Source organism: Phascolarctobacterium faecium DSM 14760 (genome assembly GCF_003269275.1).
Taxonomy (GTDB): Bacteria; Bacillota; Negativicutes; order Acidaminococcales; family Acidaminococcaceae; genus Phascolarctobacterium; species Phascolarctobacterium faecium.
This window is the reverse complement of the sequence record NZ_QLTS01000002.1, coordinates 157,546-173,592: the sequence shown is the minus strand read 5'-3', so window position 1 is coordinate 173,592 and position 16,047 is coordinate 157,546. Positions and strand designations below refer to the sequence as shown.

The following is a 16,047-nucleotide window of genomic DNA, read 5'->3' as shown; positions in this document are numbered from 1 at the left end:
AGGTGCTTGAAATGAAAAAGATTTTTGCAGCATTACTGGCTGTATTATTTATAACCGGTGCTGTGCTTGGCTGCGGCAAAACGCCTCAGACAGAGCTGAATCAGGCTAAACAGCAGGCTGCAGAGCAGGTGGCCAAAACCGCCAAAAGTGGACTGGCGCAGCTGCAGGGCAAGCAGGCGCAGTTCAAAGTCGAAGAAGGGCGTGCTTATACCGGTAAGGCTGAGGTAGCTTTGTATATCCATACCTTTCATAAATTGCCGGGAAATTTTATTACTAAACGTGAAGCCGAGCGCCTGGGCTGGAAGCATAAGGGAACGCTGAATGAAGTGGCGCCAGGTAAAAGTATAGGCGGCGACAGGTATGGCAACTACGAAGGATTACTGCCGCAGAAATCAGGACGCAGCTGGAAAGAATGCGATATTGATTACAAAACCGGTAACAGGAATGCTAAACGTCTGGTGTATTCTAATGACGGACTGATCTATTATACGGACGATCATTATAAAAGCTTTGAAAAATTGTATTAAGGAGGCGGCTGATGAAAACAGTAACTTTGGCACTGGCCAGGATGCAGTCGATCAGGCAGCTGCATAAATATCTGCGTGCGGAGCTTGAGCTGCCGGATTATTACGGTGAAAATCTGGACGCATTGTATGATTGTTTGACGGAAGTCTGCGAGCCTGTTATACTAAAAATACCGCAGGCGGTAGCCGCAGGTTCAGAATTAGGTTGGTATGGCGCAAGACTGCTTACAGTTGTACAGGATGCCGCCGCTGCAAATCCTAATCTTCAAGTAGAGCTTATTTAAAATATATGCAGTCTGCTCAAGCGGCAGGCTGCTTTTATTCTGTTTTACAGAGGGCGAAAAGAATGATTTTAAGTGTAGAGAAGCTGTCGCACAGCTATGGCGTCAGAACTTTGTTTAAAGATGTAACTTTTAATATTGAAATGGGCGATAAAATCGGTATTATCGGCGTCAACGGCACCGGTAAAAGCACGCTGCTGCGCGATATTGCACGCGGTGAAGCCGGTGACGGCGGCCGGATTACGGCAAATGGCAGCTGCGTGATCGAATATCTGCCGCAGAATCCTGATCATGATCCACAGGCAACGGTATTGGAACAGGTATTTCAGGGCGATTCGCCGCAGCTGGAATTACTGCGGCGTTATGAACGGGCGGCAGCGCTGGCGGCTGCTGATCCTGAGAACAGTGCGTTACAGAGCAGGCTGCTGGAACTGCAGCAGCAAATGGACAGCGCATATGCCTGGCAGCTGGAGAGCGAAGCTAAAGCGGTGCTTGATCAGCTGGGGATCAGTGATTTTAATCAGCCGATGGCGGAACTTTCCGGCGGGCAGCGCAAGCGTGTAGCACTGGCCGGAGTTTTGGTGCGTCCTTCCGATCTTCTGATTTTGGACGAACCTACTAATCATATGGATAATGAAACTGTGGCCTGGCTGGAACAGCTGCTTTTGAAGCGAAAAGGCGCTCTGCTGATGGTGACCCATGACCGGTATTTTTTTGACAGAGTGGTCAACCGGACATTGGAATTAGATGGCGGGCAATGCTATTTATATACAGGAAATTACAGCCTTTTTTTACGAAAGCGTGAAGAAAGACGCCAGTCGGAAGCTGCTGCTGCTCAGCGGCTGCGCAATGTTTACCGGCGTGAACTGGCCTGGATCAGCCGCGGTGCGGAAGCACGGCGGACAAAAAGCAGGGAACGCATCGAACGTTTTAACGAGCTGGAGCAGGAAATGAAAAATATTTCTGCACCGGGAGAACTGGAAATGTCATCTGCCGGCAGCAGATTGGGGAAAACTGTGGTCGAGTGCGAGCATCTGGGACTTGACTACAACGGTGTGACCTATATCAAAGATTTCAGCTATATCCTGCTGCGTAATGACCGCGTGGGCATTGTTGGCCCTAACGGCAGCGGCAAAACGACGCTGATGGATATTCTGGCGGGAAAATTAGTGCCTGACCGTGGCAGTGTTCAGATCGGACAGACGGTCAGGATCGGTTATTTTTCTCAGCACAGCGAATTTCCGGACAGCGAACAGCGCGTGCTGGAATATATCCGCGATGTGAGCGACCACATCGAAACAAACGATGGGACAAGGATTACTGCCGCACAGATGCTGGAAAGGTTTTTATTTCCTTCCGAGCTGCAGTGGGTGCCGGTCAATAAACTGTCCGGCGGAGAAAAACGGCGGCTGTATCTGCTGCGGGTTCTGATGGGTGCCCCCAACGTCTTGCTTCTGGATGAGCCGACCAACGATCTTGACATCCCGACGCTGTCGGTGCTGGAGGATTATCTGGACAGTTTTAATGGAGCTGTCATCGCAGTTTCGCATGACCGTTACTTTTTAGACCGGTTTGCCGGCAAAATTTTTGCGTTTATGGGTAATGGTGAGATCAGGCAGTTTATCGGCGATTACAGCAAATATGAAGCAGCGGCGGCCGAAAGCAAAGCAATGCTTGCAGGCGGTGCTAAAACCGGTACCGGCAAGGAGCGTATAGAAGCCGTTAAAAGCCAGTCTAAACAAATCAAGATGACTTATAAGGAAAAACTGGAATTTGAGCAGATAGAAACAATGATCGCCGGTGTGGAAGCCGAGCTGAAAATGCTGACGCTGGAAGTCAATAGCGCCGGCAGTGATTTTGTGAAGCTGGGCGAGCTTACCGCGCAGCAGCAGGATGCCGGGCAGCGTTTGGAACAGCTTGTGGAACGCTGGGCCTATCTTACGGAACTGGCGGAGGCGAGCGGTGTTTTCTGAGCTGCCTTAAAATAGAAAGGGATAAATATGTTAGTAGACGAAAATTTTAAACAACGCCTGCGGCGGCTTTTTTCAGTGATGATCCCGATTTTGATTACTCAGACGGCGATCATGGCTATGAATTTTTTTGATTCTTCAATGTCTGGTCATGCAGGTGCGGTCGATTTGGCGGGCACTTCGATCGGCGGTAATATCTGGATGCCGATTTTTGTTGGCACTAATGGAGTTTTATTAGGCGCGATGCCTATAGTTGCTCATCTGTTAGGCGCTGATAAGCGCGATAATATTGGTAAGGTCATTCGGCATACGATTTTTTTGGCGCTAGCTTTTTCGGCAGTTATCATTTTAATGGGCGTTTTATTTTTAGATACCCTGCTGACACATCTTCATTTGGAACCGCAGGTGCATTATATTGCCAAGATGTATATGGCGGCGGTGGCCGTAGGTGTGATACCGTTTTTTATGTCAACCTCGCTGCGTGCTCTGATAGATACTTTGGGACATACAGGTATCACAATGAAGATTTATTTGCTGGCGCTGCCGGTAAATGCCTTTTTAAACTACTGTTTTATTTTTGGAAAACTGGGAATGCCGCGTTTGGGCGGGGTTGGCGCCGGTGTGGCGACTGGTATTACCTACTGGCTGGAATTTGCTATTTTTGTCTGGATCGTGCATAAGCTGCCGGCTTTTGAGCATTTCCGGATTTTTAAAGACCGTTTCCATTTAGATATCAAACAGCTGCGTGAAAATCTCAGCATCGGTGTGCCGATTGGTCTGGCAATGTTTATGGAGGCCAGTATTTTTGGTGTAGTTGCACTGTTCATTGCCAAGTTCGGTACAGTCATCATTGCGGCGCATCAGGCAGCGTTGGGCTTTACTTCATTGCTTTATATGGTGCCGCTCAGTTTTTCAATGGCGCTGACGATTTTAGTTGGGGTCGAAGCAGGTGCCAAACGTTTTGAGGAAGCGCAGAAATTCAGTCGTATGGGCATTGCTCTCAATATGGCCATCGCGATTTTTCTGGCGGTGCTGGTTTACACTAACAGACCTTATATAGCCATGCTCTACACTACTGACCCTGTCATTATTGAAAAAGTAGTCGGCTTTTTGTTTTATGCAATCTTTTTTCAGTTGTTTGATGCGACGGCAGCGCCGATCCAGGGAATCCTGCGCGGGTATAAAGATGTTAAAGCAACCTTCTATTCCGGTTTTTTTGCCTATTGGGTGGTTTGTCTGCCCTTGGGCTGTTTCCTGGATTTTGTAATGGAGCATGGTCCTGCCGCATATTGGCAGAGCCTGGATATAGGCTTGTTTTTCTCGGCGGTTTTCTTAACGCTGCGGATGTTCTGGCTGCAGAAAAAGCTGGCACGTGAACAAATATAAAAACCGCAATAAATAAAAACTCCGGCTGTTTAGAAGCCGGAGTTTTTTTATACAAAATAATTTTATCACAGATAAGCAATAATAATGATAGTATGCTATAATACTAAAGCGAAATAGATTAAATTTTTATAAAGAAGGTTATATTTTGAGTGATAAATATCGAGATCCGATTCATGGATTTATTCGAGTAAGTAAGTCTGAGAATAAAATAATAAATTCGTTGCCATTTCAACGGCTAAGAAACATCAGGCAGCTGGCAATGACTTATTTAGTTTTTCATGGTGCTGAACACACAAGGTTCGGACATTCTCTTGGTGTGATGTTTTTAGTTACCAAAGCTTTTGAAAGTGCCGTTGATAATGCCAAAGCCAGTGGAAGTTATATTTTTGATGCTGAAAAATGTGCTTGGTATAAACAGATTTTAAGATTGATCGCGTTGACCCATGATTTGGGGCATGCCCCTTTTTCCCATGCTTCGGAAGCTGTGTTTCCGGAGGGTATGGAGCATGAAGATTTTACAGAAAAAATAGTTAAAGAAACAGAAATAGCTGATTATATAAGTGAGATCGGCCAGGGCTTTAAAGAAAAATATGGAAGTGAGTACGATATCACTCCTGATTTGATCTGTGATATTTACAGTGGTAAAAATCCTGGAGAAAATTATGAATTCACTTTTTTAAAAAGCTTTATGGACAGTGAACTTGACTGTGATAAAATGGATTATCTGCTGCGGGATTCCCTGTTTTGCGGTGTCAATTACGGAAGATATGATATAGAAAGGCTGCTCACCTGTCTTACTATCCATAAACAGGATGAATCTCCCCGATTGGCGATTACTGATGGCGGTATCCAGGCTTTAGAAGAATTTGTTCTGGCCCGCTACTTTATGTTTATTGAGGTCTATTTTCATAGGACGCGCAGGTATTTTGATTTGATGCTGGCAAGAGCTTTGAGTGAAGTTTTACCTGACGGAAAATATCCTGATTCTACAAGTGAATATTTAAAATGGAATGATAATAAAGTTCTCGAACTATTGGCGGAAAAGCGTGATATAATAGAAGCAGCGGGAAACATTATCAAAAGACGGGTGTATCCTTGTATATATTCCACCAAGACGCATACTGCAAAGGCAGATAGACAAAATTTCAGAATGCTAAAACGCAGTATTTTTGAGAAATTCGATGCTGAAGAATTTTTAGTGGATACTTCTGCAGCAAAAATGCCGCATAAGATTCCTGTTAAAACAGATCTTGATGACGAAAAAGCGATCATCATCGTACACCGGGATACGGGAATGTGCAGTACTATTTCCGAAGAATCGAACATTATCCAAAGCCTGGCCAGCAAGATCGATATTTATCGTCTTTATGTCAGCCCAGAGCGGCATGCTGAGGTTAGACCGGTAGTCCAGGAAATTATGCGTAATTGCAGTGAGGAAGATTGATTAGAGTCTCAGGCAGAATAGAGGGAGGTAATGTTATGGATTATATCAAAAAATGTGCTTCCATAATTCAAAAAATTTGTTCAGCGCATCCTGATCCGGGCAAAAAAATGGTGCAGAAGCTGATGTATTTGATAGAGCGTAAAGGCGTGGAGGTTGGCCTGAATTATAAAATCCACTTTTTTGGGCCTTATAGCGAAAAACTTGACAACGCTTTACATTTTTTAGAAAGCGAAGACATGATCGAGATCGATGCGGATCATGGCATGACGCATGTTATCAAATTTTGCGGTACGGATGAAGAGCTGGACAATGCCTTAACGGCTACGGAACAAGACATTGTCGATGATGTTTTATCAGTATTTGGCAAAAAAACAGCATTAGAACTGGAAGCACTGACAACATTGGATTACGCAGCAACAGCTTTGCTGCGATCTGCTGCCGATGATAAAAAAATTATTGAGCAAGTCAAACAGATAAAAGGCAGCAAGTTTTCCGAGAGTGAGCTGAACAAAGAACTGGGTATCTTAAAAAAATATCAATATCTTAACTGATAAACACAAAACTCCGGCTGTTGGAAAGCCGGAGTTTTGTGTTTAAGTGTACGTCTGTTTTAAAAAAAGTAAATAGCAAAACAACACTGCGGAATACTTAGCCCTTTGGGGGCTAAATTTTTTGTGTGGACTTGAATAGATCTCCGATCTCGGGTACTTGCCAAAGCATCCGGGGTTTTTCTTTTTTACGTTTCCTTGTCGCCAGCGGCGCAGGCGGGCAGCAGGAGGACAATGACCACGTGCGGAGCATTGCCCGCTGATGGTTGTTGTATAAGTGCCGGGGAGGGGCAAAACGGAAGTTTCTGATAAATATCCGTTTGCATGTCTTGTGGGGGGGACAAAGGTGCTACAATAATTATGATTATTGCTCTGGGGAATAAAAACACCGTTTTAACAAAAGAAAAACAAAAGAAAACAAAAGAATCTATCTGAAAAAGGGAGATGTGACTATGACAGAAATAAAATCAGCAGGCGAAGCAGAGCTTGCGGCCATAATGGGCAAAGGGCAGGGCAAGGCCCCGGCCGCCGGCATCGAAAAGCCTGCACCTGCAGCGCCCAGACCCTATATGATGTTCGACGCCGGCGAAGTGCAGCAGGAAAGCGGCAGCGCAGGCATCAGGTTCGACTTCAACTACGGCGTGCGCGTCACCGTGCCCCAGGGCGAATACCGGGTAAAATTCATCGACCGTAAAGCCTGCCTCACCGTCTACGACGCCCCTGCCAGCGGCGTTTTGGTCACCAGCAGCAAAAAGTATTTTGTTGATTTTCGCATCGAAGTATACGAAAAAGATCAACTGATCTTTGCCCACGACCTGGACCTGCGCGGCAAAAAAGTACTGCTCAAATTCCCCGTCGGGATACTGGGAGACATCCTGGCCTGGTTCCCCTACGCGGAAGCCTTCCGGCAAAAACACGGCTGCCAGCTTTACTGCGCCATGGCCGCAGAACTGGCCGAACTGTTCAAACCGTCCTACCCGGAAATAAACTTCGTCCAGCCGGAAGAACGGCCGGAAGGACTGTACGCCAGCTACTACATGGGCATCTTCTTCCCCTGCGACGACCGGGTACATCAGCCGTCAGACTTCCGCATCCGGGGCCTGCACCAGAACGCGGCCATGATCCTGGGACTGGACGAAGGCGGCGAACCGCCCCAGCTCAGCGTAAAGCTGCTGCCCCAGGACAAAAAGCGCAGGATCCAAGAACCCTACGTCTGCATCGCCGCCCAGTCCAGCAGCCAGGCCAAATACTGGAACAACGGCGGCGGCTGGCTGGGCGTCGTCAAATACCTGCAGGCCAAAGGCTACCGGGTACTGTGCATCGACCGCGAAAACGTCTACGGCATGAACAGCCGCTTCAACATCATCCCCTACGGGGCGGAAGACTTTACCGGCAAGCTGCCCCTGCAGGAACGTATCGACCTTTTGGCACAGGCCGACTTCTTTGTCGGCCTGTCCAGCGGCCTCAGCTGGCTGGCCAACGGCGTTGGCATACCTGTCGTGCTCATCAGCGGCTTCACCCTGCCGCTGAACGAATTTGCCACTCCCTATCGGGTCATCAACTACCACGTCTGCAACGGCTGCTGGAACGATACGCAGATAGTCTTCGACCATAAAGACTTTGAATGGTGCCCGCGGCTGAAAGGAACAGAACGTCAGTATGAATGCAGCCGTTACATCACGCCGGAAGCGGTAAACAAAGTCATCGACCGGCTGATGGCAGATCACAAACTGGACCCGCTGGCAGCAGAAGCAGGCAAAGGTAAAGCTAAAGCAGCGGCAACAAAAAAGAAACAGGAGCTGATAAAAAAATGAGCCTTTACTACTACAAAGACATGTTCAAAGTACAGGACCTGGAACAGGCAAAAAACATCATCCTGACAGAAGAACAGCAGGGCGGTGACTACCGCCAGCGTTGGGAGCGGGAAACAGAATACATGAAAACTCTGTTTGCCGGTGGACTGGGCGATTTAAACGGCAAAACAGTGTTGGACTTTGGCTGCGGCATAGGCAGGCTGTCCAAAGCCCTGCTTGAGCAGTACGACTGCCGGGTGCTGGGAGTCGATATCTCGCCCGACATGCGCCGTATGGCGGCAGAGTATGTAAACAGCGACCGCTTCAGCGTCATCTCCTACGAAATGTTCTGCGCCCTGGCAGAGCGTGGCGGACTAAAGGCAGACTGCGCCATAGCAGTCTATGTCCTGCAGCACGTCTTCGACCCGGCCCATGACATAAAGCTGCTGAGCCGGGCGGTAGCCGATAAACTGCTGGTGCTGAATTTAAAACACCGTGCAGTGCCGGTGATAGACAGCGAAAACGGCCGCAAAAAATTCTACATCGACGAACAGCCGGAAGCATCGGCAGACGTGGCTGCACTTTTGGAGCAGCAGTTCACAGCTCTTAGCGAACTGGAACTGGCTGCGGAGAAAATATCGGTAGTAACTAAACACTGGTGCCGAGTATATGGAAAGAAGACAGGCCAATGAAAAACAACGGAAAAAGCAGAGGTATGGACAAAAAGAAAGCGGAAAAGATCCTGGCGACAGTAGTCATGGGCATGAACCTTGTGAACACAGTAGCTCCGCTGGCAGCGCTGGCCGGGGCAGAACAGAAGCTGGTTGCTGCGCCGCAGCCGGCACGCAGCGAGGCCGAGCCTTTGGACTACGCCGTGCTGCCGCAGCTGGCAGACATGGTGGACCGGGCCATATTCGCCCGGGCCGAAGCAACTGAGTATGACGGCAATGCCAGCGTAGCTTCCATGGTTTCCGGCGATGGCCAGAATATAACTGCCGGGCAGAGCGGCACGGTCAGTACCATGAACGGCGGCACGCAGAATATCTCCATCGGCGGCAGCGGTACGGTCAGCACTATGAACGGCGCCCAGCAGAATATCGCCAGCGGCGGCGTGGGTACGGTAAGCGTCATGAACAGCGGCCTTCAGTATATCTTCAGCGGCGGTAAGGGTACAGTCAGCACGATGAAGATCGGCCTGCAGAATATCTTCAGCGGCGGCAGTGGTACGGTCAGCACTATAGACAACTGGTTTGGTTCGCAAAATATCTTCAGCGGCGGCAAGGGCACAGTCGGTACCATAAACAACGGCTTTCAGAGTATCTCCAATGGCGGCGTGGGCACGGTCAGCACCATTAATGGCGGCAATCAGACTATCTCCAGCGGCGGCAGCGGTACGGTCAGCACCATGAATGGCGGTGCGCAGCAAATAGGCAGCGGTGGCGTGGGTTCAGCCCTGGGGATTTTAGGCGGCCAGCAGCAAATAGCCAGCGGCGGCACTGGCTATGTCGAGCACGTTACAGCAAAGCAGATCATCTCGGGCGGCGGCACTGGCATTGTCGGGACGGTAACGGCAGGCGATAGCTGGAATTTGACAGCTGGGCAGACAGGTATCGCCAACAGCATGAATGGCGGTGCGCAGACAGTCTCTGCCGGCGGCGTGGGCACGGTCAGAGCCCTGAATAGCGGCACGCAGGCTGTTTTGACAGGCGGCACAGCAGCCAATACCACCATCAACGGCGGCACGCAGAATATCGCCAGCGGCGGCACAGCCCTGGCAACCGAAGTTAGCGGCGGCATGATGCAGCTCGCCAGCGGCGGCATCGTCAGCGGTCTCACGATGACAGGCGGCAGTCTGGAACTGTCAGCAGTCAGCGGCGGCAGTTTTGCCATCAACGGCACCCTGTCAGCCACTAACGCCAGTATTGATATGACGGACCACAGCTTCGGCAGGAACAGAGCCTTTATCCCTCCTGCCTACGAGACCCTGACCATCGACAAACTGAGCGGCAGCGGCAACACCTTTATCATGGATACCGACCTTGGCAGCGACAATGACAGCAACAGTGATAAATTGATCATCAAAGATGCCGACGTCGGCATCCACTACGTCCAGATCAGGGACCTGAGCAAGCTGAACGGCATCCAGGTCACAGGTGAACATAAACAGCTGTTGATCACCGATAACAGCGGCAAACTGACCTTTGAAGGCAAAGGATTCAATGCCGGCGGCCTGTGGGACATCGACCCGACCCTGGCCAAAGGCGACACGCTGGGGCAGTCGGCCAACAACTGGTATCTGACAAAAGTAGCCAAAACTGCCAATAACGACACCCGGGTACTTTTGGAGGCAGCCAACAACAGCTACGCCCTGTGGCGCAACACCAACGACAGCCTGCGCAGCCGTCTGGGAGCACTGGGCAACGGCAGTGAACACGCGGACGGCATCTGGGCCCGTACGCAGGCGGGCAGGTTCAGCGGCGATAACTACGAAGGCCGCTACAACCTGTACCAGTTTGGTTACGACAAAGCCGATAACGCCAAAAGCATCTACGGCCTGGCGGTAGACTACGGCGACGGCACAGGCAGCTACAGCCCGGGCAGCGGCAAAGACAAACTGAAAAGCTTCAGCCTGTACAGCGTGTGGACGGCAGATAACGGCAGTTATACCAATGTCACGGCCCGTTACGGCATCGTATCGACTGATTTGGAATCCTACGGCGACTACCCTGACAAAGCCGAATACAAGCAGCACGCCTGCAGCGTCAGCGTCGAATACGGCAAACGCTTTGATCTGGAGAGAGGGCTGTTCATCGAGCCTAATGCCCAATTCACACTTGGCAGGCTGGGCAGCATCGACTACACCACCGACCGTGGGGCCAATGGCCGTATCGAAGGCATGAACAGCGCCCTCGGGCGTATCGGCTTCGTCATGGGACAGAAGATAGAAAACGGCAGCGATATCTACCTGAAAGCCGACCTGCTGCACGAATTTGCCGGTGAGCGCGACCTGGTTTTGACCTCGGACGCAGGGGGCACGAACGATATATTAACGAAGCACAATGACTACGGTGATACATGGTTTGAGCTGGGTCTGGGCGGCAACGTCAGGATCAGCAAAACGGGCAACTTCTACGGTGAAGTGACACGCGGCTTCAGCGGCGACATCAACAAAAAGTGGAGCGTCAACGCCGGGCTAAGGTTCACGTTCTAAGTGAGCTCCGCGTTGCTGCGAGCAGTAAAATAAATCCGAATAAATGGAAAAACACTGCTGTGAACTAAAGTTCACAGCAGTGTTTTAATATGTTTTGTAATTGTTTGAAATTTATTTTTCGTTGACGATCAGCGCCATAGCCAACAGGTCATCCTGACCAATATTTTCGATGCTGTGGCTTTCGCCTTCGGGGCAGAAAACAACTGCGCCTGCAGTCAGCGTGCTTTCAGTGCCATTGTCATTATATAAGGCCGTACCCTGCAGGATATAAATAGTTTCGCTGGTGCCTTCATGTTTGTGGTAACCGAGTGAACAGCCGGGTTTAAGAATTACGCGCGCATAAGCGGCTATTTTGCCGCCGTAAACATTTTCATCGACGATGTGCTCCATAATAGTATTGCCTTTACCGCCGGCCCGGCGTTCAAAAATATCGGTTTTTCTTTCAGTGACGATCATCACAAGCCCCTCTTTCGTTATAAAATACTGCTGTTGAAATAAGATTCGCAGCTGTAAGGAAAATTCCTGCAAAAAATTTCAAAAAAAATCAATTTACCTCTTTACAAATTTAGCATACTAAAGTATAATCAAAAGCGTAGTAAGAAAACAACACCTTAGAGGGGGATGGATGATGAAGAAATTTTTACTTTTGGCTATGACGCTGCTGATGGCTTTGTCTTTGGTTGCAGGCTGCGGCAGTGACAGTCCTAAAAAAATGGTGATAGGTCTTGATGACAATTTTGCGCCGATGGGCTTCCGTAATGAAAAGAACGAGATCGTCGGTTATGATATCGACCTCGCTAAAGAAGCCTGCAAGCGTGCTGGTATGGAAGTAGAATTTAAACCGATCGACTGGGCTTCCAAGGAAGCAGAGATCAAGGGTAAGCGTATCGATGCGATCTGGAACTGCTTTACAGTCAACCCGGAGCGTCAGGAAGCTTATACGCTCTCCAAGCCCTATATGGTAAATGCTCAGCTGGTAGTTGTTCCTAAAGGGTCTGAGATTACTAAAATTGCTGATTTGAAGGGTAAAGTTCTGGCAGTACAGGATGACAGTACCGGTTCTTATATTCTTGACAGAAATAATGAACTGAGGGCTTCCCTGAAAGATTACAGAAAATATCCTGACTTTGCTGCTGTTTATATGGATATGGACGCCGGCCGTATCGATGCCATGGTAGTTGACGCTGTTCTGGCTCGTTATTATATGGTCAAACATCCTGATAAATATGTAGCTTTGGAAGAAAATCTGGGCGACGAAGTCGTAGCGGTTGCTTTCCGCAAAGATGATAAAGAATACAGTGAGAAAATCAACAAGGCACTGGATGAAATGAAAAAAGACGGCACCATGAAAAAGATTTCTGAACAATGGATGGGTGTTGACATCACTAAATATTAATAAGCTCCGGGCCGATGGCATGAGCTGTCGGCCCTTTTACTCTACTTATTTTTAATGCAGATACGGAGACTCATAATGGATTATATTATTTCCATCCTGCCGCAGATGTGGCTGGGAACGATCGAAACTTTAAAATTGTTTTTTATTACTATTGTTTTGTCAATACCTTTAGGTATACTGCTTGCTCTGGCGAGGGTTTCGTCACTTGGCAGTCTGCGCAGTGCCGTTGGTGTCTATGTCTGGCTTCTGCGCGGAACGCCGCTGATGCTGCAGCTTTTATTCGTTTATTACGGATTGCCCTTTATTCCCGGTATCGGGATCAGGATGGATGATTTTCAGGCGGCTATTTTTGCGTTTGTACTTAATTATGCCGCTTATTTCTGCGAAATTTTCCGCGCCGGTATCCAGGCTATTCCTAAAGGCCAGTATGAAGCGGCCCGTACTTTGGGCATGAATTATGTACAGACCATGCGCCGTATTATTCTGCCGCAGGTTTTTCGCATTATCCTGCCGCCTGTCAGCAATGAGACGATAACTCTGGTTAAAGATACTTCTTTGATTTATGTTTTGGCAATGAATGATCTGCTGCGGACGACACGTAATCTGGTGCAGCGTGATTTCAGTATTACTCCGTTTCTTGTAGCCGGTGTTTTTTATCTGCTGATGACGCTGGTTTTGACCTACGGATTTGACAAACTGGAAAAAAGATTTTCGAAGTATGATTGATGGGAGTAAGCCATGAAAAAAATCGAAGCACGTAATATTCATAAAAGTTTTCAGGAACTGAACGTTTTGCAGGGTATAGATCTTGATGTCGAAGAAGGCGAAGTCATTGCCGTCATCGGTCCCAGCGGCAGCGGTAAAAGTACTTTGCTGCGCTGTTTGAACAAGCTGGAAACTATCAACAGGGGCACGATCATTATTGACGGTGAGCTGCTTGCTGATACCAACAGCACAGGTGAGGTGGTATATGCACCCGGTGACGAAAGCCGCCGAATTGCCTGTAAAATGGGAATGGTGTTTCAGCAGTTTAACTTGTTTCCGCATATGACAGTGCTGCAGAATTTGATTGAAGCACCGGTGCAGGTGCAGAAGCGCGACCGTGCCGAAGTAATCGAAGAAGCAAAAATACTTTTAGGCAAGGTTGGCTTGTCCGAAAAAGCGGATGTTTATCCGCGGAAGCTCTCCGGCGGTCAGCAGCAGCGTGTAGCTATCGCCCGCGCTTTAGCGATGAAGCCGTCGATCATGCTTTTCGATGAGCCGACATCTTCGCTGGATCCTGAATTGACAGGGGAGGTTCTGCGTACCATGCGTGAACTGGCTGAAGAAAAAATGACGATGGTGGTAGTGACTCATGAAATGGGTTTTGCCCGCGAAGTAGCGACCAAAGTTATTTTTATGGCTGATGGCAGAGTACAGGAACAGGGCAGGCCTGAGGATATTTTTACTAATCCGAAAAATGAACGTCTGCAGGCTTTTTTGCAAACTGTGTTAAAATAAAAACAGCGCCCTGAGGCGCTGTTTTCGTTATCAATGAGTCAGAAGGATGAATGATGAGGGGAGAGCTGCGAAATGAAAAGCAAGAATATCAATCAGCTTGTATTGGCCGGGGTACTGTGTGGTATCGGTATCGTTGTGCCGATGTTGATGCCTAAAATAGTGATCGGGCCGATGTCGTTTACGCTGGCCAGCCATGTGGCTATTTTTATTGCGATGTTCATATCGCCGAAGCTGGCCGCAGTAGTTTGCTTGGGAACGACGCTGGGATTTTTTATGACGACGCCTGTAATTATTGCTCTGAGGGCTGCCAGCCATATCTGTTTTGCCCTGCTTGGGGCTGTGCTGATCAGAAAAATACCGGAAATCATTGAAAAGCCATTGCCAAGCACTGTGTTTAATGGTGGGCTGGCCTTTGTACATGCTCTGGCTGAGGTTGCCGTCGTTTCACCTTTCTTTCTGGCCGGCAGCATTTTCAAACCGGAACAGCTTGCCGACGGTTATGTTATGAGCGTACTTGTTCTGGTAGGGGTTGGTACATTTTTACATTCGCTGATCGATTATACTGTTTCGATCATGCTGTGGAAGCCTGTACGTGCTGCATTGCCTTCGCTGGCCGAGCTGCGTGAATAACGGCAGTAAAGGTGAATGAGATGAAAAAATAAATAAAAGCACCGGCCGCCATCGGTGCTTTTATTTATTTTAGGAATTGACTAATACTGCAGAAGGTATACAATTAAAAGCAGGTTATAGAGAAAAGGGGCTTTTAAGTGGAAAATCGCGAGTATATAAAAACAGGTTCGCAGGTTTACTGGCGAACGCTGTTTATTATTTTTTTAGGAAGTATGGCGGCTTTTGGTGCCGAGTACTGTGTGCAGCCGATTATACCGGTTATTGCTTCCAGCTTTGGGCTCAATGCAGTACAGGGGAGTCTGGCAGTATCTTTAGGATTGGTGGGGATGTCAGCAGCAATGCTGCTGATTGCCGGTTTGGCACCGCGTTTTGACCGTAAACTGGCAACTGCTGTCGGCTTGATAGGAGCTGCAATACTGACTATTATGATAGGCTTCAGCGGCAGTTTTGAAGCTATTCTGGGGATGCGTCTGATACAGGGATTGCTTTTAGCTGCATTTCCTTCGTTGATAATTGCTTACATCAATGAGGAATTTGAGCCGTTTAACGTCGGTACTGTAATTGGGATCTATATCAGCGGAACAACAGTGGGAGGCCTGTTTGGACGGCTTGTGGTCAGCGCGATTACTGATTTTGTTTCCTGGCGCATGGGGCTGATTGTGATCGGCATTTTATATCTTGCTGTCGGTATTGCTTTTTTTATGCTGCTGCCTAAACCGAAATATCAGCGGCAGCGCCAGTCAGGCGGACTGCAGCTGATAAAAACCTTTCATACCGCTCTGGCAAATAAGAAATTATTATGGATTTACCTGGTTGCATTTTTGATTATGGGTTCTTTTGTTGCTGTTTTTAACTTTATTTCCTATGTCTTACTGGCACCGCCTTATTCATTAAGCCAGACTGTAGTAGGGCTGCTGTTTGTAGTCTATTTGTTTGGAACCTTCAGCTCTACCTATATGGGCAGATTATCAGATCAGCATGGTAACGGGCGCGTACTTATTCTGGGCCTTTTGATAATGCTAACCGGCGGGCTGCTGACTTTACTGCAGCCGCTTGTATTTAAATTTATAGGCCTGGCTATATTTACTTTTGGGATGCTGGGTTCACATTCCGTAGCCTGCGGCTGGGTAGGAAAACTTAATCATGGCGATAAAGCGCAGTCATCGTCGATGTATATGTTTTTCTATTATGCCGGTGCAAGCTCACTGGGGACTTTAGGCGGCGTATTTTTGGAAAGCTATGGCTGGAGCGGTGTTATCGGCATGGTTGCTGCTGCGGTTATTATTTGCCTCCTTGTAGTAGTCAGGCTGGAACTGGCGGTAAGCCAGCATTTATTGTGGCATCACTAATAAAATAGAGAAAGT

At 48.4% G+C, this 16,047-nt stretch carries 15 protein-coding genes; 14 read left to right on the top strand and 1 reads right to left on the bottom strand.

Going from position 1 to position 16,047, the window contains the following annotated elements:
• Window positions 1–11: 11 nt before the first annotated feature.
• The 9 genes from C8D73_RS04670 (at window position 12) to C8D73_RS04630 (ending at window position 11,157) form a co-directional block, all read left to right on the top strand.
• A complete protein-coding gene (locus C8D73_RS04670; protein WP_113077460.1) occupies window positions 12–527 on the top strand; it encodes a ribonuclease domain-containing protein in 516 nt (171 codons plus the stop codon).
• A gap of 11 nt (window positions 528–538) precedes the next feature.
• Window positions 539–808, top strand: coding sequence for a barstar family protein (locus C8D73_RS04665; protein ID WP_021719003.1), 270 nt, complete (start codon window positions 539–541; stop codon window positions 806–808).
• Between the two features lie 62 nt (window positions 809–870).
• Window positions 871–2,778 carry an ABC-F family ATP-binding cassette domain-containing protein gene (locus C8D73_RS04660; protein WP_113077459.1) on the top strand — a complete coding sequence of 636 codons (1,908 nt, stop codon included), beginning with the start codon at window positions 871–873 and terminating at the stop codon, window positions 2,776–2,778.
• A 27-nt stretch (window positions 2,779–2,805) separates the two neighbouring features.
• Complete coding sequence (locus tag C8D73_RS04655; protein ID WP_113077458.1) at window positions 2,806–4,161, top strand: MATE family efflux transporter; 1,356 nt, start codon at window positions 2,806–2,808, stop codon at window positions 4,159–4,161.
• A gap of 145 nt (window positions 4,162–4,306) precedes the next feature.
• A complete protein-coding gene (locus C8D73_RS04650; RefSeq protein WP_113077457.1) occupies window positions 4,307–5,605 on the top strand; it encodes an HD domain-containing protein in 1,299 nt (432 codons plus the stop codon).
• Between the two features lie 35 nt (window positions 5,606–5,640).
• Entirely contained in the window at window positions 5,641–6,156 is a 516-nt protein-coding gene (locus C8D73_RS04645) for a Panacea domain-containing protein (RefSeq protein WP_113077456.1), read from the top strand.
• Between the two features lie 449 nt (window positions 6,157–6,605).
• Window positions 6,606–7,967 carry an autotransporter strand-loop-strand O-heptosyltransferase gene (locus C8D73_RS04640; RefSeq protein ID WP_211305780.1) on the top strand — a complete coding sequence of 454 codons (1,362 nt, stop codon included), beginning with the start codon at window positions 6,606–6,608 and terminating at the stop codon, window positions 7,965–7,967.
• A complete protein-coding gene (locus C8D73_RS04635) occupies window positions 7,964–8,638 on the top strand; it encodes a class I SAM-dependent methyltransferase (protein WP_113077455.1) in 675 nt (224 codons plus the stop codon). Before C8D73_RS04640 ends, C8D73_RS04635 begins: the two co-directional genes overlap by 4 nt.
• Window positions 8,635–11,157 (top strand): autotransporter outer membrane beta-barrel domain-containing protein, encoded by a 2,523-nt coding sequence (locus C8D73_RS04630; protein WP_113077454.1) that lies wholly within the window; start codon window positions 8,635–8,637, stop codon window positions 11,155–11,157. Before C8D73_RS04635 ends, C8D73_RS04630 begins: the two co-directional genes overlap by 4 nt.
• Before the next feature lie 111 nt (window positions 11,158–11,268).
• Here C8D73_RS04630 and C8D73_RS04625 read toward each other — a convergent pair whose 3' ends face one another.
• Complete coding sequence (locus C8D73_RS04625) at window positions 11,269–11,613, bottom strand: cupin domain-containing protein (protein WP_113077453.1); 345 nt, start codon at window positions 11,611–11,613, stop codon at window positions 11,269–11,271.
• Between the two features lie 172 nt (window positions 11,614–11,785).
• Here C8D73_RS04625 and C8D73_RS04620 point away from each other — a divergent pair, with 172 nt between their 5' ends.
• From C8D73_RS04620 to C8D73_RS04595, 5 genes are all read left to right on the top strand, one after another.
• The gene (locus C8D73_RS04620) at window positions 11,786–12,553 is read left to right on the top strand and encodes an amino acid ABC transporter substrate-binding protein (RefSeq protein ID WP_113077452.1); all 768 of its coding nucleotides are present in this window, start codon (window positions 11,786–11,788) and stop codon (window positions 12,551–12,553) included.
• Between the two features lie 75 nt (window positions 12,554–12,628).
• A complete protein-coding gene (locus tag C8D73_RS04615) occupies window positions 12,629–13,279 on the top strand; it encodes an amino acid ABC transporter permease (protein ID WP_021717882.1) in 651 nt (216 codons plus the stop codon).
• 12 nt (window positions 13,280–13,291) lie between these two features.
• Entirely contained in the window at window positions 13,292–14,053 is a 762-nt protein-coding gene (locus tag C8D73_RS04610; RefSeq protein ID WP_113077451.1) for an amino acid ABC transporter ATP-binding protein, read from the top strand.
• 72 nt (window positions 14,054–14,125) lie between these two features.
• Window positions 14,126–14,683, top strand: coding sequence for a hypothetical protein (locus C8D73_RS11205; RefSeq protein WP_021717884.1), 558 nt, complete (start codon window positions 14,126–14,128; stop codon window positions 14,681–14,683).
• A gap of 137 nt (window positions 14,684–14,820) precedes the next feature.
• Window positions 14,821–16,032, top strand: a complete 1,212-nt coding sequence (locus C8D73_RS04595) for an MFS transporter (protein WP_021717885.1) — start codon at window positions 14,821–14,823, stop codon at window positions 16,030–16,032.
• The last annotated feature ends 15 nt before the right edge of the window (window positions 16,033–16,047 follow it).